12 protein-coding genes are annotated in these 21,822 nt (G+C 33.5%); 11 read left to right on the top strand and 1 reads right to left on the bottom strand.

Features of this window, described 5'->3' with window-relative positions:
* Positions 1–124 precede the first annotated feature (124 nt).
* From NCCP28_RS10725 to NCCP28_RS10755, 7 genes are all read left to right on the top strand, one after another.
* Positions 125–1,270, top strand: a complete 1,146-nt coding sequence (locus NCCP28_RS10725; RefSeq protein WP_248561406.1) for an exonuclease SbcCD subunit D — start codon at positions 125–127, stop codon at positions 1,268–1,270.
* Entirely contained in the window at positions 1,267–4,404 is a 3,138-nt protein-coding gene (locus NCCP28_RS10730) for an AAA family ATPase (protein WP_248561407.1), read from the top strand. The genes NCCP28_RS10725 and NCCP28_RS10730 overlap by 4 nt, the downstream gene beginning before the upstream one ends.
* Before the next feature lie 407 nt (positions 4,405–4,811).
* Positions 4,812–5,585, top strand: coding sequence for a C40 family peptidase (locus tag NCCP28_RS10735; RefSeq protein ID WP_248561408.1), 774 nt, complete (start codon positions 4,812–4,814; stop codon positions 5,583–5,585).
* A 297-nt stretch (positions 5,586–5,882) separates the two neighbouring features.
* Positions 5,883–7,169: a cation:dicarboxylate symporter family transporter gene (locus NCCP28_RS10740; protein ID WP_248561409.1), complete on the top strand. Its 1,287-nt coding sequence runs from the start codon at positions 5,883–5,885 to the stop codon at positions 7,167–7,169.
* Positions 7,170–7,304: 135 nt separating this feature from the next.
* Positions 7,305–8,600, top strand: a complete 1,296-nt coding sequence (locus tag NCCP28_RS10745; RefSeq protein WP_248561410.1) for an ATP-binding protein — start codon at positions 7,305–7,307, stop codon at positions 8,598–8,600.
* A 6-nt stretch (positions 8,601–8,606) separates the two neighbouring features.
* Positions 8,607–9,554 (top strand): response regulator, encoded by a 948-nt coding sequence (locus NCCP28_RS10750; RefSeq protein ID WP_248561411.1) that lies wholly within the window; start codon positions 8,607–8,609, stop codon positions 9,552–9,554.
* Positions 9,555–10,003: 449 nt separating this feature from the next.
* Positions 10,004–10,549, top strand: a complete 546-nt coding sequence (locus tag NCCP28_RS10755; protein WP_248561412.1) for a M15 family metallopeptidase — start codon at positions 10,004–10,006, stop codon at positions 10,547–10,549.
* Positions 10,550–10,622: 73 nt separating this feature from the next.
* On the opposite strand, the gene NCCP28_RS10760 is transcribed toward NCCP28_RS10755, so the two are convergent.
* A complete protein-coding gene (locus NCCP28_RS10760) occupies positions 10,623–11,663 on the bottom strand; it encodes a M42 family metallopeptidase (protein WP_375709401.1) in 1,041 nt (346 codons plus the stop codon).
* A gap of 481 nt (positions 11,664–12,144) precedes the next feature.
* Here NCCP28_RS10760 and ltaS point away from each other — a divergent pair, with 481 nt between their 5' ends.
* The 4 genes from ltaS to NCCP28_RS10780 all read left to right on the top strand — a co-directional run bounded on the left by ltaS (position 12,145) and on the right by NCCP28_RS10780 (position 21,787).
* Positions 12,145–14,124, top strand: a complete 1,980-nt coding sequence (gene ltaS, locus NCCP28_RS10765; protein WP_248561414.1) for a lipoteichoic acid synthase — start codon at positions 12,145–12,147, stop codon at positions 14,122–14,124.
* 342 nt (positions 14,125–14,466) lie between these two features.
* Positions 14,467–15,720 (top strand): MFS transporter, encoded by a 1,254-nt coding sequence (locus NCCP28_RS10770; protein WP_248561415.1) that lies wholly within the window; start codon positions 14,467–14,469, stop codon positions 15,718–15,720.
* A 253-nt stretch (positions 15,721–15,973) separates the two neighbouring features.
* Positions 15,974–18,307, top strand: a complete 2,334-nt coding sequence (gene helD, locus NCCP28_RS10775) for an RNA polymerase recycling motor HelD (protein ID WP_248561416.1) — start codon at positions 15,974–15,976, stop codon at positions 18,305–18,307.
* A gap of 117 nt (positions 18,308–18,424) precedes the next feature.
* Complete coding sequence (locus tag NCCP28_RS10780) at positions 18,425–21,787, top strand: SCO7613 C-terminal domain-containing membrane protein (RefSeq protein WP_248561417.1); 3,363 nt, start codon at positions 18,425–18,427, stop codon at positions 21,785–21,787.
* Positions 21,788–21,822: the final 35 nt, after the last annotated feature.

The raw sequence follows: 21,822 nt of genomic DNA on the forward strand, positions 1-21,822 counted from the left end.
ATTTCCTTATTAATTAGAGATAAATGGAGGAGATTCAGCCCTCTTTGCTAAAGATTGTTTGTTATAATAAGAAAAGCAGTTTAATAGAGGATAAAAAAATGAACTGATAGATAGGGGGATATTTGTGAAATTTATTCATACAGCCGACTGGCATTTAGGCAAGCTTGTACATGGTCTATATATGACAGAAGATCAAAGGCATATATTAAATCAGTTTGTGGACCTTGTAAAAAACGAGAGACCTGATGCAGTCGTAATAGCGGGGGATTTATATGATCGTTCTATTCCCCCCCTTGAGGCGATTAACTTATTGGATGAAGTTTTGTATACCATTAATGTGGAATTAAATACACCAATTATTGCGATATCTGGCAACCATGATAGTGCGGAGCGTTTATCATTTGGTAGCTCCTGGTATCAGCAAAATAAGTTTTATTTAAATGGGAAAATTGAAAATAGTGTTAAGCCGGTTTCTCTTAAAGGGGTCAACTTTTATTTAGTGCCATATTGTGAGCCGGCAATTGTTCGACAGTATTTAGCAGATGAAAAAATTGTTTCCCATCATGATGCAATGGAGGCCATTGTCAATAAAATAACGGAGCAACTGGACTCATCTGTACCAAATGTATTAGTGGGGCATAGTTTTGTACTTGGAGGGAAAACAACTGATTCAGAACGTGTTCTTTCAGTTGGCGGCACTGGCTGTGTTGGAGCGGAACTGTTTTCTCCATTTACTTATACAGCATTAGGGCATTTGCATAGTCCAGATGCTTTGAATCATCCTTTTGTAAAGTATTCTGGTTCGTTAATGAAATATTCCTTTTCAGAGGCAAAACAAAATAAATCTGTTTCTATTATCGAAATAACAGAGGATGGAAAGTTTACTGAAACCTATCATTCCTTTACTCCTAAAAGAGATATGCGAGAATTGGAAGGGTATTTAGATGAATTATTGAATCCGCAATTTTTTGAACAGCAAAAGCTAGATGACTACTTAAAAATAACCCTTTTAGATGACGGAGCCATATTAGATCCAATTAATAAACTGCGTCAAGTGTATCCAAATGTTCTTCATTTAGAAAGAAAAAGGGATAATATGGATCATAAGCAAAAACAATCTTTTACAACTAAAAAAGAGAAACAAAAAACGGAACTAGATTTGTTTGCTTCCTTTTATGAAGAAATGACAACTTCTCCTTTTACGGCAGATAAGCGTTTAATAATGGAAAAAGTAATAGATGAATGTAAGGGAGAGGAGAAAAGAAAGTGAGACCATTAAAGTTAACGATGCAGGCCTTTGGTCCATATGCCAATAAAGAAGTGATTGATTTTACTGTTCTCGGCAATCGGACAATGTTTGTGATCTCAGGGAAAACCGGATCTGGAAAAACGACAATATTTGATGGAATTAGCTATGCTATCTATGGAAAGGCAAGCGGTGAAGATCGAAATGGTCCAGAATTAAGAAGCCAGTTTGCAAAAGATTCTCTGCTGACAGAAGTGCAGCTTGAATTTAAACTTCGCAATAAACAGTATTTAATTATTCGAACTCCCCAACAAGAAAAAAAGAAAGAACGTGGGGATGGATATCGTACTATTGGTGCAACCGCGGAGCTGTATGCATTTGATGAGAAGGGAGAAAAAAAAGTTGTCGCTTCTTCCATTCGGGATGTAGATGAAAAAATAAAAGAAATTATGCAAATTGACAGCAATCAATTTCGGCAAATCTTAATGATTCCTCAAGGAGAATTTCGGAAGCTGTTAATATCGGATAGCAAGGAAAAAGAAGCCATCTTGCAGAAGCTGTTTCATACAGAAATGTATAAGAAGATAGAAGAAAAATTAAAAGAGCAGGCATTGACGCTGAAAAAATCAGTGGAACAGCAATTATTCACACGAGCAAATAAACTTAGCCATATAAAAAGTTTATATACCGAAGCCTTGCAGCATGCTTTAAAAGAAACGCCGGAAAATGATATTATTTTGCTGCCATTATTAATGAAAGAAATAAAAATGATGGAAATGCAGCTGCAAAAAATGAAAGAAGCACTGGCAGAGAAAAACCATTATCGTGATCAAGTGAAACAACAGCTTTTTGATGGAGAAAATATTTTAAAGCAAATGGAACTTCGGGATGCCCTTAGCATAAAAAAAGAAGAGTTGTTCGCTCAACAAAATGAGTATAGCGAAAAAGAAAAGATAATTCAGCGTGCACAAAAAGCTAACTTGCTAACAAAACAGGAAGAAATATGTCATCATTTAAAAAAACAAATAGATAAAAATGAAGAAAGTTTTGTTGTCAGCAAACAAAAGGTGGCAAAAGCAAAACACGATTGGGATCTTTTTGAACAGCAATTTAAAGAAGAAGAGCGAAAAGAATCAAAAAGGAAACAGTTAATCGAGCAGCTAGCTTATTTAAAATCGATTCAACATAATGTTCAGTTGTTTGCAGAAAAAGAAAAAAAACTTTTGGCGCTATTCCAGGATTTAAAAGAAGGGGAAGCGAAAAAGTCTGCCCTTTCGGCTAAACACAAAAATTTAGAGGGCATGCTAGATGTGCTCAAAAAAGAGAAACAGCAGCTAGATAGGAATCAACTAACCTTTTTAGGGAATAAAGAACGCCTCATTAATGTGCAGTATATGGTGGAAAAAATAGAAAAATACAAACTAGTGACACAAAAAACAGATCATTTAGTTACTGTGATAGATCAAAAGGACAAAGAGTTGGAAATTGTCCAGCTTCGTTATGAAGATAGTTTGATCGTCCTTGAGAAATTACAAAAAGATTCTCATGCTGCCCAAGCCTATATTTTAGCAGAAACTTTAAAGAGCGATGCCCCTTGTCCAGTTTGCGGAAGTACTAACCATCCTCAATTAGCAAGCAAAAACGAAGGCGCTTTTGTAGGAGAAGAAGATATAAAAGCAGCAAAAGGGGATATTCATAAGCTGGAACAAGAAAAATTTGAAGCAGAAACTGTTTTGATGAAACTGTCGACAGAAAAAACATTTTTGGAAGAGGAAAAAAAAGGTTGGGTAAAGGAAATACAACAAAGTATAGATTATTTTTCAAATCAAACAGCAGCTGAATGTTATGAACAAATAACAAAAGATGCAGATAGAATAAAAAAAGAGCAACAATTATTAGAAGAATCTATTAAAAAATTGCAAAAAACAGAGGAATCTTTAAAAAATGCCGAAAAGCAAATGCAGAACGTAAAAACAGAACAGGAAAATGCAAATGAAATGGTGCAAAAATTATCGGTTTTGTTTGCTGAACAGCAGGCAGAGATAGAGAACATAAAAAAATCAATTCCTGAAGAGCTTAGAGACGTCAAGCGTTATCAACAGGCCATTCACCGAGAGCAACAGGAATTAGAGAGACTAGAGAACGCTTTTAAAGAAGCACAAAAGGCACTAGAAAAAGCGAAAGAATTATGGCAAATAGAAACAACAAAACAAGAAGGAATAAACCTTCGAATACAGGAATTAAAAGAGCAGTTAAAACAAGAGCGAACTATTTTTCTTGAAAATATGAAACAACAAGGCTTTGATACGTATAGTTTATTTATGGAAGCGAAGTTGCCGGAGCTAGAAATAGAAGGACTAGCAAAAAAGGTTCAAGATTATCGAGAAGAATATCGATCAGTCAGTGATAGACACCAAGATTTATATGAAATGCTGAAACATACAGATAAACCAGATATAAATTTATTAAAAACAAAACTAGATAAATTAGATGCAAGCTTGCAGCTTCTGCAGCAGGAGCAGACCGCACTCCTTATAAATATAAAAGAAAATAAACAAATAAATGAAGAAGTTGATGCACTTAATCATGAAATAAAAGAGCTGGAAGAGCAATATAAACTATTAGGTAATTTGTATGATATTACAAGGGGACAAAATACATATCGGATTACATTTGAACGATTTGTGTTGGCAGCGTTTTTAGATGATATTTTGCAAGAAGCCAATAGCAGGCTATTAAAAATGACAAGTGGCCGATATCAGTTGGTGAGAAAAGCTGATCGTTCAAAAGGAAATGTTCAAAGCGGATTAGAACTGCTAGTATTTGATCAATACACAGGACAAGAAAGGCATGTTAAAACATTATCTGGCGGAGAAAGCTTTAAAGCGGCATTATCATTGGCTCTTGGGTTAGCTGATGTTGTGCAAAATTATGCTGGCGGTGTTTCTTTGGAAACAATGTTTATTGATGAAGGGTTTGGAACATTGGATCCTGAGTCTTTAGACCAAGCGATTGAAACATTGATGGACATTCAAAGTACTGGAAGATTAGTAGGGATCATTTCCCACGTACCAGAGATAAAAGAGAGAATGGAAGTCCGGCTAGAAGTAATAGCAGGACAAACTGGAAGCACAACAGAATTTCATTTTCTTACCTAATAAAAAAGCAGGCTATCCAAAAGGTTGATTTTCCTCTTATTGGATGCCTGTTTTTTAGTAACGATGAAATGGGAACGTCGGGAGAATAGCTGTGAAAAAAAGGAGGAAAATAACCTTCTGCCCATTTTATAAGTTAAATTGCAAACTATTTTTATGGAAAGGAAGATGGCGGAATTATGATGAAAAGATTGTCCTAATTTTGTTGAAAAAGGACGAAAAAAGACAAAGTTTAATAGGCATTTATACATATTTTTGGCTAATTTTTTATTATTTAACCTCCTTTAAATGTAAAAAATATATATATTTTCCATCATACCCATTTTTTATAGATAGGAATGTAAACTTTTACTATTTAGAATAAATGATAGATAGACAGTCAGCAATTTATCACAAAGGAGTTTACATTAATGAAAAAGCAACTACTAACAATAGCGACCGCAACAGGGATATTATTTACTGCGTTTCAAAGCAATGCCAGTGCACATGAAAAGAATTACAAAGTAAAATCAGGAGATTCATTATGGAAAATCTCTCAAACTAATAATCTAACAGTAGATAAATTAAAAGAATATAATGGATTGACGACAGATACGATTAAAGTGGGGCAAAATTTATCGCTGCTGCCTGTACATACTCATTATACTGTACAATCAGGAGATTCTTTATCCAAAATAGCAAAAGCAAAAAATACAACAGTTGCCAAGCTAAAAGAAATTAATGGTTTAAAGAGTGATTTAATTAAAGTGGGACAGTCTCTTATGATTCCAAGCACAAAAACTTCTAGCAGTACAGGAAGTTCTACTAGTTCTACTAGTTCCAATACTGCAAAAGTAAACGCGGTAGTGGCAGAAGCAAAAAAATATATCGGTGTTCCCTATGCGTGGGGAGGCAGTACGCCATCTGGTTTTGATTGCAGCGGCTATGTAAATTATGTGTTTAATAAAGTCGGCATTTCTATTCCTAGAACGGTTGCAACCATATGGAATGCAACGAAAACGGTTTCTGCACCAAAGGTTGGCGATTTTGTATTTTATGAAACAGGTACAGGCCCATCTCATTTAGGCATTTATATAGGAAACAATGAATTTATTCATGCAGGAAGTTCAACAGGTGTAACGATTACCAGCATGAGCAATAGTTATTGGAGCAGTCGTTATTTAGGCGCAAAAACAGCATTTTAAAAATAAGTGAGAACTTCTTTCTATAGGTAGCAGTTATAATAGAAGAAAAGAGAATTTGTTATTAGAGAAAGAAGTTTTCTTTCATATATATTTTATAGGGGAAAAACATTTGGTTAGCGCCAAATGTTTTTTTGTATAAAAAATGGGTTATGTAAAGTAAATAATCAAAAAAAATTTAAGTGAAGTGTTTTCATGAATTTTTTTGTCGGTTATTGTCGTTTTTGGTAGGGTGTATTTTATATTAATAACTATGTCTATTCACTGTATCATATGAAAACAAAAAAAGGGGGAAATCGTGTGAAAAAATATGGCTTAGCTATTCAAATACTAATCGCATTAGTTCTAGGTATTGCGGTTGGAGCAATCTTTCATGGAAGTGAATTGCTAGTTAGCATACTCACTCCAATTGGAGATATTTTTCTACACTTAATAAAAATGATTGTTGTGCCAATTGTTGTGGCAGCATTAATCGTTTCTATTGCAGGAGTTGGAGATATTAAAAAGTTAGGAAGATTAGGCGGAAAGACAATTCTTTACTTTGAAGTAATCACAACAATTGCCATTCTTTTTGGTCTTCTTGTAGGAAATGTGTTCCAACCGGGTCTTGGAGTGAATCAAGAGGGGTTGGAAAAGTCAGATATTTCTCAATATCAGCAATCTTCTGAAGCGACAAAAGACAGCCATGGAATTGGGGATATCTTAACACATATTGTGCCGACAAATGTTATCTCAAGTATGGCAAATGCTGATTTATTGCCAATTATTTTCTTCTGTGTGCTATTTGGTTTAGGAGTAGCTGCAATTGGAGAAAAAGGAAAACCGGTTTTATCTGTCACCGAAGGAGTGCTAGACGCCATGTTTTGGGTGACAAATCAAGTAATGAAGTTTGCTCCATTTGGAGTATTTGCTTTAATCGGTGTGACGGTATCTAAATTCGGTATCAGTACATTAATACCGTTAGCAAAGCTTGTTGTCCTTGTTTATATAACAATGATTTTCTTTGTTGTTGTTGTTTTAGGAATTGTCGCAAAAATAGCCAAAGTAAATATTTTTACCCTATTAAAAGTGTTAAAAGATGAATTGATTTTAGCCTACAGTACAGCAAGTTCTGAATCTGTGCTGCCGAGATTAATGGATAAAATGGAGAAATTCGGTTGTCCAAAATCTATTACTTCTTTTGTTATTCCAACAGGTTATACGTTTAACTTAGATGGGTCTACGATCTATCAAAGTATTGCTTGTTTATTTATCGCACAGATGGCAGGAATTGAACTTTCCATTGCTCAACAAATTATGCTTGTATTAGTATTAATGCTTACTTCTAAAGGTATTGCAGGCATTCCAGGTGCGTCATTTGTTGTTATTGTTTCTACATTAAGTTCTATGAATATACCAGTAGAAGGCATTGCGGTAATACTAGGTGTAGACCGTATTATGGATATGCTTCGCACTGTTGTTAACGTAGTAGGAAATGCATTAGCAACCATTGTGATGAGCAAATGGGAAGGCGAGTTTGATGAAGAAAAATCAAAAAAATATATTGCTGAAGTAAAAAAATCTGCTGAAGAAGCAAAAGCGGCATAAAAAAGGGTGATTGCCATCACTCTTTTTTTCTTTTTTTCTTAGATTAATTGTTCGTTCATGCTGTCTCTATTTTAGGACATTGAATTGTGTGCTGACAATAGATATACTAGTGGCAACAATAAGCGGGGGGACCCAATGAAATTACATAAATTGCTTCAATCGAATACGATAATTGTTTTATTGATGGTTATTATGGTTCCAATTGCTGGAGAATTTAAATTTTTTCCATTAAATGATCAGTTTCGAGTCAGCTTTGGGCCAACTATTTTCTTTTTTTTATTGTTGTTTTTAGATCAAAAAAGAATCCTTATTGCAGGAATAATGACAAGCGCTGCTATTGTCTTTTTTCGATTATCTTTAGATTGCCTCCAATTGGATACATATGCTTTTATAGACTCTTTTTACGCTCGTTTACCAGCATGTTTTTATTATTTCACTTATGCATTGTTTTTTTACTTATTAAGGGTGAAAAAATTCCAGCATCAAGTTTTGATGATAGGATTATTCGGAATATGTTTGGAGCTGATAAGCCAAGTAGCAGAACTGACTGTACAATATTATATTGTAGGGGCAAAAATAGTGGGAGGTTCTATTTTTCAAATTAGCATTATCGCTATTTTTCGCAGTTTTTTTGTTGTATCTTTTTATAGTATGTTTGTTATCTATGAAGCAAAAATTAGAGAAGAAGAAATAAAACGCAAAAATGACCATCTGTTATTATTGCTATCAAATTTATATGAAGAAAGTATTCATGTGAAAAAAACATTAAAAAATGTCGAAGTTATTACAAAAGAATCGTATGAATTGTATCGTTCCTTAAAAAATAGAATGCTGTCAGATCAAGAGACAAAAAAATTAAGCTACACAGCTTTAAAAATCGCAGGAGATATTCATGATATAAAAAAAGATAACCAACGAATCTATGCGGGGATTTCCAAGTTGATTACTAGCGAAAAGTTCTCTGAATATATGCATCTAAAAGATTTATTGCATATCATCATCAAATCAAATGATAAGTATGCAGATTCCTTAGACAAACATATAAATTTTTCTCTTAAGCTAGATGTTTCCGATGACCTTTATGAAGCCTACTTTTTATTGTCCATTTTAAATAATTTAGTGGCTAATAGTATAGAAGCAATCGAACATACAGGAGAAATTACGATATATGCATATGAAGAAAAAGAATGGCTGCATTTAGAAGTAATGGATACAGGCATGGGAATTGAAGATAAATACAATGAAATGATTTATAAACCTGGATTCTCTCTTAAATTTAATGGGGAAGGTATTTCATCTACTGGGATAGGGCTATCCTACAGCAAAGAAATGATTGCAGGTTATGGAGGGAAAATAGCACATGCTGTAATCCCAAACGAAGGGACAAAATTTATGATAGAATTACCGAAAGAATGTTTAATAAAGGAGTAGCTATTTATGAAGTTTTTTTTAGTTGATGACGATGAAGTAATTCGTTCTTTGTTGCGGCATATTATTGAAGATGAGGATTTAGGAGAAGTAGTCGGGGAAGCTGATAATGGAGAATCTGTCACTAGTCAGGTGCTAAACTTTAAAAATGTTGATATTGTTATCATTGATTTATTGATGCCGGCGCGTGATGGCATTGAAACAATCCGTTCATGGAATAGAGAATTTAAAGGGAAAACTATTATGCTTTCACAAGTAGAATCAAAGGAATTGATTGGAGAAGCATATACACTTGGGATTGAATATTATGTCACCAAGCCTATTAATAAAACGGAATTTTTAACGATAGCAAAAAAGGTGAGCCAAATTATATCTTTAGAAAAAACAGTGGAAACTATTAGACGTTCATTAAATGGTGTTTTTGAAAAATCGATTGGAGAAAGAGGAATAGAATCTTCTAGCAAACAGTATAGCATAATAGAAGCAGGAGAATTTTTATTATCAGAGCTAGGGATTATTGGAGAAAATGGCAGCAAGGATTTAATTGATATTATTCAATATCTATATAACCATGAAGCCAAGGATACGTTTGAAATGAATTTCCCTTCTATGAAAGAGATTTTTGAAGGCATTTCTAAATATCGAGTGGGCGAAACGGCTTCTCCCATTGAAATTCTTCGAGAAACAAAAGCGAGTGAGCAGCGGGTCAGAAGAGCGATCAATCAATCAATTACTCACTTGGCAAGCATAGGGCTAACCGATTTTACAAACCCTAAGTTTGAAAATTACGCCTTGAAGTTTTTTGATTTTTCAATTGTCCGAAATAAAATGACGGAATTAAAAAATGAAAAATCCAATCATCATAAACAAGTGAAAATTCATACGAAAAAGTTTATTCAAGTATTATATTTTGAAGCGAAAAAGCTTGTTTATACAAACAGGCATGATCAGGAGTAAGAAAAAAGAAAAATTGCCAAGCATTCAGGCATTTTTTCTTAAATGGATTCTTTTTCTGTTGGGATTCTGCTCCTTGTCCATGCAGGATAAAAACTTTTTAGGAAAACAATACAATAATGGCTGCACTTTTGATGGATTTACAAAAAAGTGCGGCTTTTTGTATGGCATTAACGGTCAGTAAGCACTTACTTTAAAAGTATGAGGGGGCAGGAGAAAGCTTTTAGGGGTTGAAAGTGCCTGTCAAAGCCCGATAGAAAGAACGCAGACTAAGAACTTCACACCTATATCCTATCTTGTGCCTCAACTAACAATTCGCAGGAAGCCAAGAAAATCTCCATGGGTTGTTAGTTTCTCTTTATTTGCAACAATGGGAAATATCCCTTACGATTAATAAATGTTTAGATGCTTTTAAGAGATATATTGATTTTTCTGAAAAAGGAGTTTTATTGTTGAAAAAGAAAAGAAAACGTCATGGGTCAACGATAATGATGTTTATTATAATTAGTGTTTTCCTTTTAGTGTTTTGGAAACAGCAGCAGGAAAAAGAGAATGAGCTCAGCAAAACGCCTCTTCCGACAGCTCTTCATGAAACGCTTGCTGAAAAAAGAGATATACTGCTGAGTCAAGCTTTAGACAAAGGAATTCATGTGGTTATTGTAGAGGGTTTTCGAAGTGTGGAAGAGCAAAATGATTTATACAATAAAGGCCGGACAGAAGAAGGAAACATTGTCACACATGCAAAAGGCGGCGAGTCTTATCATAACTACGGTTTGGCGATTGATTTTGCGCTTTTAAACAATAGTGGCGCAACTATCTGGGATATGGAGTATGATGGAAACGGGAATGGCAAAAGCGACTGGATGGAAGTGGTGAGCATAGCCAAATCGTTAGGGTTTGAATGGGGAGGAGATTGGGCGAATTTTAAAGATTATCCTCATTTGCAAATGGATTTCGGTTTATCAATTGCCGAGCTGCAAAAGGGACAAAGGCCTTAAAAGAGAATGAATGATATCTAAAAAGGGATTGCCGGTTAGCCAAAAATAGGCTAACCGGCAATCTCTTTTTCTTTTACATATCAGATAGTAGGTAATGATAAATAAGTTTGGCAGTTGCTTCAATGGAAGAAACATGTGTGCGTTCATAAGCATGAGAGGAATCGATGCCAGGACCGATTAAACCATGGACAATGTCAAAGCCAGCGCGAATGGCAGCAGAGGCATCTGAACCGTAATATGGATAAATGTCTAATTGGTAGTCTATTTTGTTTGCTTGGGCTAATTGCACTAATTTTTTGCGCAAGCCATAATGATAGGGGCCGCTGGCGTCTTTTGCACAAATGGATACAGTATATTCGTCTGTTGATTGCCCATCCCCCATTGCTCCCATATCGACTGCTAAATACTCGACTGTTTCTTTTGGGATATTGGAGTTTCCGCCATAGCCGATTTCTTCATTGTTAGAGATTAAAAAATTTGTCGTATATGGCAAGTTTATATTCTGTTCTTTCATTTGTTTTAAAAGCAATAAAAGGATCGCAACGCTAGCTTTGTCATCAAGATGACGGGATTTGACAAAACCAGCTTCTGTAATTTCAAGTCTTGGATAAAAAGAGACAAAATCACCGACATTAATTCCTAATTTTTTTACATCATCCCGATTTTTAACTATTTCATCGATGCGAACTTCCATGTTTGTTTGGCTGCGTTCTACTTTGCCAGCCTCTTTATAAACATGGACGCTTGCCTGGTGGAGAAGGATGGTGCCCGTATAAACCTTGCCAGAGGCCGTTTCAATTGTACAATTTTCCCCTTCAATGCTGTTGTAGGTAAACCCGCCGATTAAATCAAGACGAAGGCGTCCATTTTCTTTTATTTCCTTTACCATTGCTCCAAGTGTATCTACATGAGCAGTAAGCATCCGCTGTTTTTCTTTTATAGCACCTTCAACGGTGGCAATTAATCCTCCTTTATTATTTTTTACTGTGGGAATAGACTGTTCTTTTAAAAAACTTTCAATAAAATCGATGACTTTTTCTGTATGTCCAGATGGACTATTTGTTGATACTAATTTTTCTAAAATATCGATATATTGTTGCTGATTCCAATTAATCAAAAGGAAAACCTCCTATTTTCATCAAAAATATGCATTAGTGCAAGTCTATTTTCAGTATAAGCCTATCTTTAGGCAATTGCCTATTTTTTTATCCTTATTTAATTGCCTGAATATTAATATTAATGCTATTAATAGGTTTTCACTAGATATTTATAATAAATTAATGTAAGATGATTTTAATTTGGTTTATATGAAGAAATTGTAAAGGGGAAAAAACAATAAAATAAATGAACGATCTTCTCTAAAAAGCGGGATGTATTTTTAGGGGATAAAATTGGAAAAAAAGGGTTAATTTTATGTTTTTCTTTTTTTATGCATATGATATAATGTTCTACGTTCATTTGTAAAAAACATGTAAATAAAAAATGAAGAGAAAACGAAAAAACAGTTAAACAAGAGAATGATTTTCTTTCAAAAAAGAAACAACACATCTATAGAAGATTCTTTTTTGCTAATAATTGAATTGAGGTGAAAATGATTGAAAGGTACAGTAGAATTATGGAAGAAATTTATTGCACAACATTCTTCTTTCTTTTTAATCGCCGTTATTTTATTTTGGGTAAAAACATATGCAGCTTATAAAATTGAATTTAGTTTAGGAGTAGAAGGAGCATTTCAGCAGTTTCTTTTATTTATTAACCCAATAAGCTCAGCATTGTTGTTTATCGGACTTGCATTATTTATAAAAGGAAAAGCGCAGCCTGTGATGATTACTGTTATTACTGGCATTATGTCATTTTTGCTATATGCAAACATTGTGTATTACCGTTTCTTTACAGACTTCATTACCGTTCCAGTTGTAATGCAAGTGAAAGTAAATGGCGGCCAGCTAAGCGACAGTATTTTATCATTAATAACTCCATTTGATGTTTTATACTTTTTAGATGTTATTGTACTTGTAGTATTGCTCGCTACAAAGGTTTATAAACCTACTGTGCAAAAAAATAGAAGAAAAGCAAAATCTGTTTTTGCTCTTGCTATTTTGACATTTATCATTAATCTTGGCCTTGCTGAGATAGATCGTCCAGAATTATTAAGCCGTTCATTTGACCGCAATTATTTGGTGAAATATTTAGGGGCATATAATTTTACAGTTTATGATATTGTGCAAAATGCCCGTTCTGAGTCTCAAAGAGCTCTTGCAGACAGCAGCGACATAACAGAGGTGCAAAACTATATCAATGCTAATTTTTCTGATCCAAATGCAGTATACTTTGGAAAAGCAGAAGGCAAAAACGTTGTTTATATTTCTTTAGAGTCACTGCAATCTTTTATTATCAACTATAAGCTAGAAGGTAAAGAAGTAACGCCATTTTTAAATAAATTGACTAATGATAAAAACACATTTTATTTTGAGAATTTTTTCCATCAAACTGGCCAAGGAAAAACATCTGATGCAGAATTTATGATGGATAACTCCTTGTACGGTATGTCGCAGGGGTCTGTATTTGTAAATAAAGCGCAAAATACTTTCCAATCAGCTCCTGCTATTTTAAAAGGAAAAGGTTATACAGCAGCTGCATTCCATGGAAACTATAAAACATTCTGGAACAGAAATGAAATGTATAAGTCTTTAGGCTATGATTACTTTTTTGATGCAGAGTATTATGATATGTCAGAGGAAAATACGAAAAATTATGGAATGAAAGATATTCCATTCTTTCAAGAAAGTATGCCAATGCTTGAAAGCCTAAAAAAACCATTTTACACAAAATTTATTACCTTATCTAACCACCATCCATTTGCAATGGACGATGAGGATACTGATTTTCCAGCAGGAACAACAGAAGATAATGTAGTAAATAACTATTTCAGATCAGCGCATTATCTGGATGAATCGATTAAACAATTCTTCCAGTATTTAAAAGATGCAGGACTTTATGATAATACAATGATTGTTATGTATGGAGACCATTATGGTATTTCGGAAAATCATAACAAAGCAATGGAGCAAGTATTAAATGTAGATGAAATTACACCATTAATGAATTCCCAACTGCAGCGTGTGCCATTGTTTATTCATGTACCTGGCGTAAAAGGAAAAATAGTAAGTGAATATGGCGGCGATGTGGATGTAATGCCAACTGTTCTCCATCTGCTTGGAGTGAATACAAAAGATTACTTGCAAGTAGGATCTGACTTGTTATCGAATAAACATCGTGAAACGATTCCTTTCCGAAATGGCGATTTTGTATCTCCAACCTTAACAAAACTAGGGGATAATTGTTATAACACTAATACGGGTGAATTGGTTGCAGGAGAAGATTGCCAAAAGCAAGCGGAAAGTGCAGCCGCTGAATTAAAAACGTCAGACAGCATCGTTAGCAAAGATCTGCTTCGTTTTTACACTCCAGAAGGTTTTACACCAATTAATCGTGAAGACTATAATTATGTAAAAGATGCTGCAACAAATGAAACAAAAGATACAACAACAAAAGAGGAAGACACAAATCAATAATAAACAAATGGGGGCATTCAATAAGCCGATTTTTTGGCTATTGGATGCCCCTTTTTTATGTTCAATAAGAATAATCTGCTTCATCTTTGTTTTCTATTTTCAGGGGTTTTTTCCTTTTGGAACAAGCTCTTTCTTATTTCCATTCAATGGGCAGTAAAACATCCGCAGATTGAAATTTCTTTTATTGATAAATTTTCTAAAAAATAAAAAGGTTTTTGAAAATAACGCTTGCAGGGTGCAGTATATGGCTGTATGATAGCAATGGAAATATTTCAATAAACGAAATATTCTTTCATACACAACACGCTAAAATGAAAAAATAAGTATAAAGGATGATACTAGATGGTAGAAAATGGCGTGGCTTATAAAGAAAATGAAAAACGAAGTATTCAAAATGGTGTATACACTACATTGATTTTGAATATTTCTAATAATTATTTTCCTCTATTCGCTATTTCTGTATTAGGAGCAAGCAATTATCAGATTGGCTTGATTAGTTCATTGCCTCAATTTATTGGGATGATCGCAATGGTGATTGGATCAATTATTATAAATCGTCTTCAAACGAAAAAGATGTTTACATTTTATTCTTTTTTATGTGCAAGAATATTTTTAATTGCAATTGTTCTGGTTGTCTTTTTACCAAAGCAGCAACAAGCATGGGCGTTTATTTTATTGGTCGGCTTAATGAATTTCCCCTTTTCTTTTGCCAATTTAAGTTGGCAGTCATTGATTGCTGATTTGATTCCAGAAGAGAGAAGAAATACATTTTTTAGCAACCGAAATCGAATAATGACTTTTGTTGGAATGATTTCAACATTTATAATTGGCTTTTTTCTGCAATTATTTGATAAAAGCGATTCATTGCCTTATCAAATCTTATATAGTATGGCATTTTTTTGTGGTCTATTAGAATTGTTTTATTTAACAAAGCATAAAGAATCAAAAAAAACAGCCATTTCCCCGATAGAGCAGAAAGCAATATTTGGTTTTTCTGTATTTAAGCATAAGCCATTTTTCTATTTTTTATTATGCAGTCTCTTTTTTAATTTTGGCTGGCAAATGTGCTGGTCCCTTTTTAGCATTTATCAAATTACATATGCGGGAGCTACTGGTTTATGGGTCAGCTTTTTTGCAGTAGCCAATTCTATTGGGCAAGTAATCAGCTATAAATGGTGGGCAAAAATGGCTGATAAACATTCCAATGCCAAAATGCTTATTCTAGTCTCCATTGGCATGGCAAGTGCGCCATTTATGACAAACCTGTCTACTAATCTCTGGTATATTGTGATTATTAACTTGTTTGCAGGATTATCCGTTTCTGGAACGGTATTATTATTATTTAATACTTTATTAGAAAGCACAGAGGAAAAAACAAGAAGCTTATGTATATCCAATTATAATATTTTATTAGCCTTCATTGCTTTTGTAGCTCCCCAGTTTGGTGTCTATTTGTTAGATAAAACATCTATAGCAGCTGCCATGAATATATCTTCCGTGATTAGATTGGCGAGTGGAGTATTTTTTTACTTTTTCTACGTATACTTAAAAAGAACATATACACCTATTATCCGCAAAAAAGCGGTAAAAGCATAAACAGATAGGTTTTTTATTTTCTTATTGGTCTGTATACGGATCAAAAGATTTTTATTTTGGAGAAGAGTTTTCAACAGAAAAAAATCCCATGCTCTTTGAAAAGAGTATGGGATATAGTCGCTTTATTTTAAGTAGATATGTTATAATTATAAGGATACTATAGTATTAATCTGAAAAAATATATTAATATCTATAATAATAATATCATAAATGCATTTGCTTGTCAAATTGCAAGTTATAAGGGGTGCAGAAAATGACCGAAAATAAAAATGATGAAGTCATGCAAGAACAAAAGCGAATTAATCAGGTTATTAGCGAGATTAATGACAACATAAATAAAATAAAAAGGAATAGTCAATTGATTGGCGGAGATGTAGGCCAATTGCGAAAAACATTTTGGGAAGACGTTACCGTTAACTTTGATGAAGCAGATGATGTGTTAGAAACTTTTACAAGCATTAAGCAGCAAGCGGAGCTTTTAGGGGAAAGAGAAAGAAGTTATGGGCAAATACATAAACAGTTGAATACTTTAAATAAGTTAAAATACTCTCCTTATTTTGGCCGCATTGATTTTAAAGAAAATGGGGAAGAAGCAGAACCAATTTATATAGGAATAGCGTCCTTTATGGATAAAGAAGAACAAAATTTTTATATTTATGACTGGCGTGCCCCTATTTCGAGCATTTATTATGATTATTCAAAAGGGCCTGCCAAATATGAAACGCCTGAAGGAATAGTGGAGGGAGAACTTGTTTTAAAAAGACAATTTATCATTCGCGGCGGCAAAGTTGTGAGTTTATTTGATACAGGGATAACGATTGGGGATGAATTATTATTAGAAGTGCTTGGCAATCAAGCGAGTACGATGATGAAAAGCATTGTAGCAACCATTCAAAAGGAACAAAATAAAATAATCCGCAATGATTCTAAAAAAATCTTAGTTGTCCAAGGAGTAGCAGGAAGCGGGAAAACGTCTGCAGCCTTGCAGCGGGTTGCTTATTTATTGTATCGGCATAGAAAAACATTAACGGCAGATAATATTATGCTGTTTTCACCAAATCCGCTTTTTAACAGTTATGTTTCCACTGTATTGCCAGAGCTTGGAGAAGAAAATATGCAGCAGTCTACTTTTTTGGAATATTTAGTAAATCGAGTGGGCAAGGGATTAGAGGTAGAGGATCCCTTTTCTCAATTAGAAATTTTATTGGATACAGAGCAGCAAAAGCAAGCATCTTTCCGGCTAAAAAGCATTGAATATAAAAGCAGTTTAGCATTTAAAGAAAAAATAGAGGAAGAAATTGATAGACTTTCAACAAATGGACTTATCTTTAAAACAATTGCTTTTGGCGGCAAAGTGTTTTTTTCCAAAGAGGAATTGGCGAGAAAATTTTATGAACTAGATGCTTCAATGTCTATTCCTAATCGAATGGACCTATTAAAAGAATGGGTACAAAAGGAAATGAAAAAACATGCAAAACAAGAAAGAAAGCAGGCTTGGGTAGATGATGAAATGGACTTATTAGATAAAGAAGATTATCTAAAAGCCTATAAATTAACGCAAAAAAAATCAAGGAAAAAAATTGATGAATTCTCTCAATACGAAGAAGAAGAAAAAATCCTACGGAGATTTATTGTAAATAAACGTTTTAAACGGATTTATAAATCTATCAAAAATTTAGAATTTATTAATTATATTGCGATGTATAAAGGCATTTTTATGAGAGAATGTCCAAAAGAATTATTGAATGATGTGTGGGAAGAAATCTGTGTAAAAACGGTGGAACATCTTAACCATAAACAAATATGGAATGAAGATGCGACTCCTTTTGTCTATTTCAAAGATAGTCTCGAAGGAAAAAAATCAAACGCCAGCATTAAACAGGTATTTATTGATGAAGCCCAAGATTATTCTCCTTTTCAAATGGCCTATATAAAAGAATTATATCCATATAGTAGAATGACTTTATTAGGGGATGTGAATCAAGCAATTTATGCTCATGATAACAATGAATTAAAAGAAGAAGGCAATAAAGAAATCGAACGGATTGTGCTGACAAAAAGTTATCGTTCTACACAAGAAATTGTCGAGTTTACAAAAGGAATCGCTGTGAATGGAGATATTATTGAGCCGTTTAATCGCCATGGAGAGAAGCCGATTATTGAAGAAGTAGAAAATCCTAATATTTTCTCTGAAGCTGTTTTGAACAGAATTCTCCAATTAAAAAAGAAGGATTACCAAACAATAGCTGTTATTTGCAAAACAAAAAAAGAAAGTGAAAAAGTTTATCAATATTTAAAAAAACATATCGAAGTGCGTTTGATTGAAAAAGGAACGATTTCCTATGAAAAAGGAATTTCAGTCATTCCTGCTTATTTGGCAAAAGGAATTGAATTTGATGCAGTTATTTTATATAACAGTTCTATTTATAATACGGAATTAGAAAGAGAATTGTTTTATACGGCATGCACGCGGGCCATGCATGAACTCATTCTTTTAACGAAAAAAAATCAATTAAACATGTTTATTAAAGACATCAACCCACAAACCTATATACTGCAAACAGAAGAAGTAAAATTGGAAAAGTAGTAGCATAGAATAGAAGAAGGCTGTTTTTATAGAAGCAGCCTTTTTATAGTGGGATATTGTATTTTTAAATGTTTTGGTGTAATATTACACTAAAACAAATAAGGGGGAATGGTATAAATGGTGAAAAATAGCAATTTGCATAAATCAATTTTTCTCCATGAACTAAAGGCGCTGCAAATAAATGGCTATATAACCAATGCTGAATATAACCATATTTTCACACGCTATGAAATTTATTTGACAGACAATTTAGTGGAATCAAAAGCTATTTCAAAGGCAATAAAAAAAGAGGAAAAAAAAGAAACAGCAAAGGTGAAAACAGTTCCCGAAAAAGTGAGGACACCAGAGCAGCTGAAAGAGCGGAATATGGGGTTAATATTATATATTGGTGTTATGCTATTGTTAATTGGGGGCTTATTTGTAGCAACAAGCAATTGGAATAGCATGAATGACTGGATGAAAGCTGGTTCAATATTTTTTATTTCTTTTTTATTTTATTGTTTTGCGATATTCGCTAAAAAAATAGTGAAAATTGAAAAAACAGCATTTGCTTTTTTTATTTTAGGCAGTTTATTTTTGCCTATAGGCAATTTGTCGCTTAGCTGGTTTGGATTGCTTGGAACTTATTTTTCTTATCATGGCAAAGGCAATTTTTTATTTGGTGCCATTAGTGCATTGCTGTTTATCCCATTTTATTATTGGCTGTCCATTCGCTTAGCATCTTCTTTTTTTCGAATTCTTACATTAACAGCAGTTTCTACTGCAGGAATTTTTATTTTATTAGTATTTCATCCAACAGAAGCGTTATTTTTCCTGTTATTTACGATTTTCATCAGTCTGTTTTTCTTCTTTTTATCGTACAGCAAGAAAAAAAGTTTGTTTTTTGCTTTTCAAAAAGAGTTGCCAGGTTTTATACAAATCCAGGTCATTGCTACAATGATGGGGGTACTTTTTTGGAGCAGCCAACCTATTTTGCAAGGAATTAATTTTCTTTTATTAAGTGCTCTATTTATAGGGATTATTTATGGCACGAAAATTATTTATTATCATTTTTTAGCTAGTGCTATGATTTTGCTGGCCATGTTCCGTATTTTTTCAATTGATAGTTTGTCGTTTGTTAGTCCGATTCTTTTTGTTTGTGCAAGCATGGTTGTCATGATGTTTGGCTCTGTTTTAAAAGGTACAATAAAATGGGGAAGAATATGGGAGTATACTAGCATTGTTTTTGTTGCAATGATGATTATTTACCGGTTAGTGGTGGATTATCAAGAAATGATGCAAGGTTCTTTTATCTATGCATGCACTTATTTATTGATTGCTTGCCAGTTTATTTATTTAGCGAATTTGCTGGCTTATTCGATATATCGCTTTTTTCCAGCGCTATTTACTAGTATGGCCCTATGGCAGGTAATACTAACAGCAGATTTTATTCAATCGGTGCAAACTTTGTTTATTGCACTATTTAGCATTGGCTTTTTCCTATTTATTATATTAGGCTGCAATCCATTAAAACAAATAAAGGCAGTCAAAAAAAGTTCCCAAATTGCTGCATTTATTGTTATGACAGCAATGCTTTTTTTATCGATGTACCTCTATATAGGAAAAGGTTTTGTATTTATTGAAGCGCTTGTGTTCACTTTTTGTTTGACCATTGCATTTGTAAAAAGGTGGTTCCAAAAGAACAAACAAGCAGTGTCTGCCGCGCTTGTATTAAGTGTAGCTATAACCTTTTTTACATTTTTACATACAATTCAGTTTATTCATATTAAAGGGTTGGCGCTGTCGATTAGTTTAACTGGCCTGTTAATATGGCTGATTAGAAAATTTATTTTTTATAAAAGTAAATATCTGCAGGAAATTGCCTTTAGAATGGGGCAAGGAATCTATCTTTTTGCCATATTTGTCGCTATTTCCTATCCTGTGCCAGTTGTTTGGGTGCGTGCTTTCATTTATGGTGTAGCAGTTGTGATGTTTCTTTTTTGCTATCGCCGGAAACATGAAGAATGGGTTGTGTGGATTATTAGCATTTTATCTGTTATGACGTATTTGGCAGCACTTCCTGTCTTTTTTGTTGATGCAGGCATCCGTGCCTATGGCTATGAATATGGCTGGATTTTATTTTTCCTTTTAAGCATGTTTGGCAGCAATAAAAGATTTAAAAATGCCTATTTTGTAATGTTTCATTTTTATTTAGTATGTTCTATCGTTTGGTTAGTTGTTTTTTGGGAAAACAAAGACAGTTTGCCATTTTTATTTGGATGTGCTGCGTATCTTTATAGCAGTATAAAACTGCGAATACCTTGGCAAAAAATAGTCTGTCAGTATGTTAGTTTTATCTGTCTATTTGTATTTTTGCTACGAATTTTTCATTATATTGATATAGTTGAAAACGGAACTTTCCTTTCTTTTTTTCTTACAAGTGTGTTTATAGTTGTGTGCATTTTTTGTTATAGAAAAGATAAAAGAAATATAGCAGTATGGTTCTTTTTTCCTTTTTCGTTTACAGGAATGACTTATGGGCTATTTCTGCTCGAACATGCTGAATTTATATATTTGCTGATGAGTGTGTATATTCTTCTCTATTTGGCTTTATCTTATTTTACTGCTTATCACTATTGGAATATCGGCGGACTTTTGTTGCTTGTCGCAACAGCAGAACTTTGGACAAAAAAGATGGAATTAGGTGCAATGTCTGTTTTTTATCTATACAGCGGTCTTGGATTAGTATTGATGATTATAGGAAGGCTTCTTTATAAACATATTATAAAATTAGGCAAGGAAAAAGGAGCTTATATTGATTTTTATAGTTTAGTTGGCATCCTTTTTTTTCTTTTTTTATACAGGCTGAATCTTAGCATCTTTTTTGCTGAAATTTTGCCCGGCATATTAATCTCTGCTGCTTTATTTATGCAAAAAAAGAGGCTGCCCCTTAAATTTTCGCCTTTTGTTGTAGTATTTGCTCTTGTATATTTATTGCACCCATATAATGGATTTATTCAAATGCTGGCGATACCATCTCTTTTTGTAAGGGAACTTATATTAGTCCCAGTTATTTTAATTGTTATTCTCAGCAAAAAAATCCTTAAAGGACACTATCAAATCCTGATTAATCGAGTGGAATGGGGCATCTTGATTATTTCCTTTGGGCTGTTATTGTTTGATATTTTTATTTCGCCTCACATTGTTGATGTGCTGATGCTAGGCAGTTTAGCGTTAGCAGCTGTTATAGGAGGTTTTTATTTTAAATATAAATCTTATTTTCTTGTGGGCGTTATTGTGTTGCTTATTAATGTATTGCTGCAAACAAGGCCATATTGGGGAAATCTTCCTTGGTGGGCATATCTTTTAATTGCAGGAACAGCATTAATTACTGTTGCAAGCGGTTATGAATTAAGAAAGCAGCAGAAGGGAGAAAAGGTAATAAAAAAATTAATGATTTGGAAGAAGGGGCTTGTTGATCGATGGAATAAATGGAGATAGCATGCCAGATAAAGGGTTCATGGGAAATACTCCAT

Source organism: Niallia sp. NCCP-28, assembly GCF_023168165.1.
Lineage (GTDB): Bacteria > Bacillota > Bacilli > Bacillales > Cytobacillaceae > Niallia.

Excerpts from the sequence above, each read along its gene's own strand:
- NCCP28_RS10735 (WP_248561408.1), top strand. The coding sequence starts at position 4,812 with ATGAAAAAGCAACTACTAACAATAGCGACCGCAACAGGGATATTATTT.
- NCCP28_RS10745 (WP_248561410.1), top strand. The coding sequence starts at position 7,305 with ATGAAATTACATAAATTGCTTCAATCGAATACGATAATTGTTTTATTG.
- NCCP28_RS10750 (WP_248561411.1), top strand. The coding sequence starts at position 8,607 with ATGAAGTTTTTTTTAGTTGATGACGATGAAGTAATTCGTTCTTTGTTG.
- NCCP28_RS10770 (WP_248561415.1), top strand. The coding sequence starts at position 14,467 with ATGGTAGAAAATGGCGTGGCTTATAAAGAAAATGAAAAACGAAGTATT.
- helD (WP_248561416.1), top strand. The coding sequence starts at position 15,974 with ATGACCGAAAATAAAAATGATGAAGTCATGCAAGAACAAAAGCGAATT.
- NCCP28_RS10780 (WP_248561417.1), top strand. The coding sequence starts at position 18,425 with ATGGTGAAAAATAGCAATTTGCATAAATCAATTTTTCTCCATGAACTA.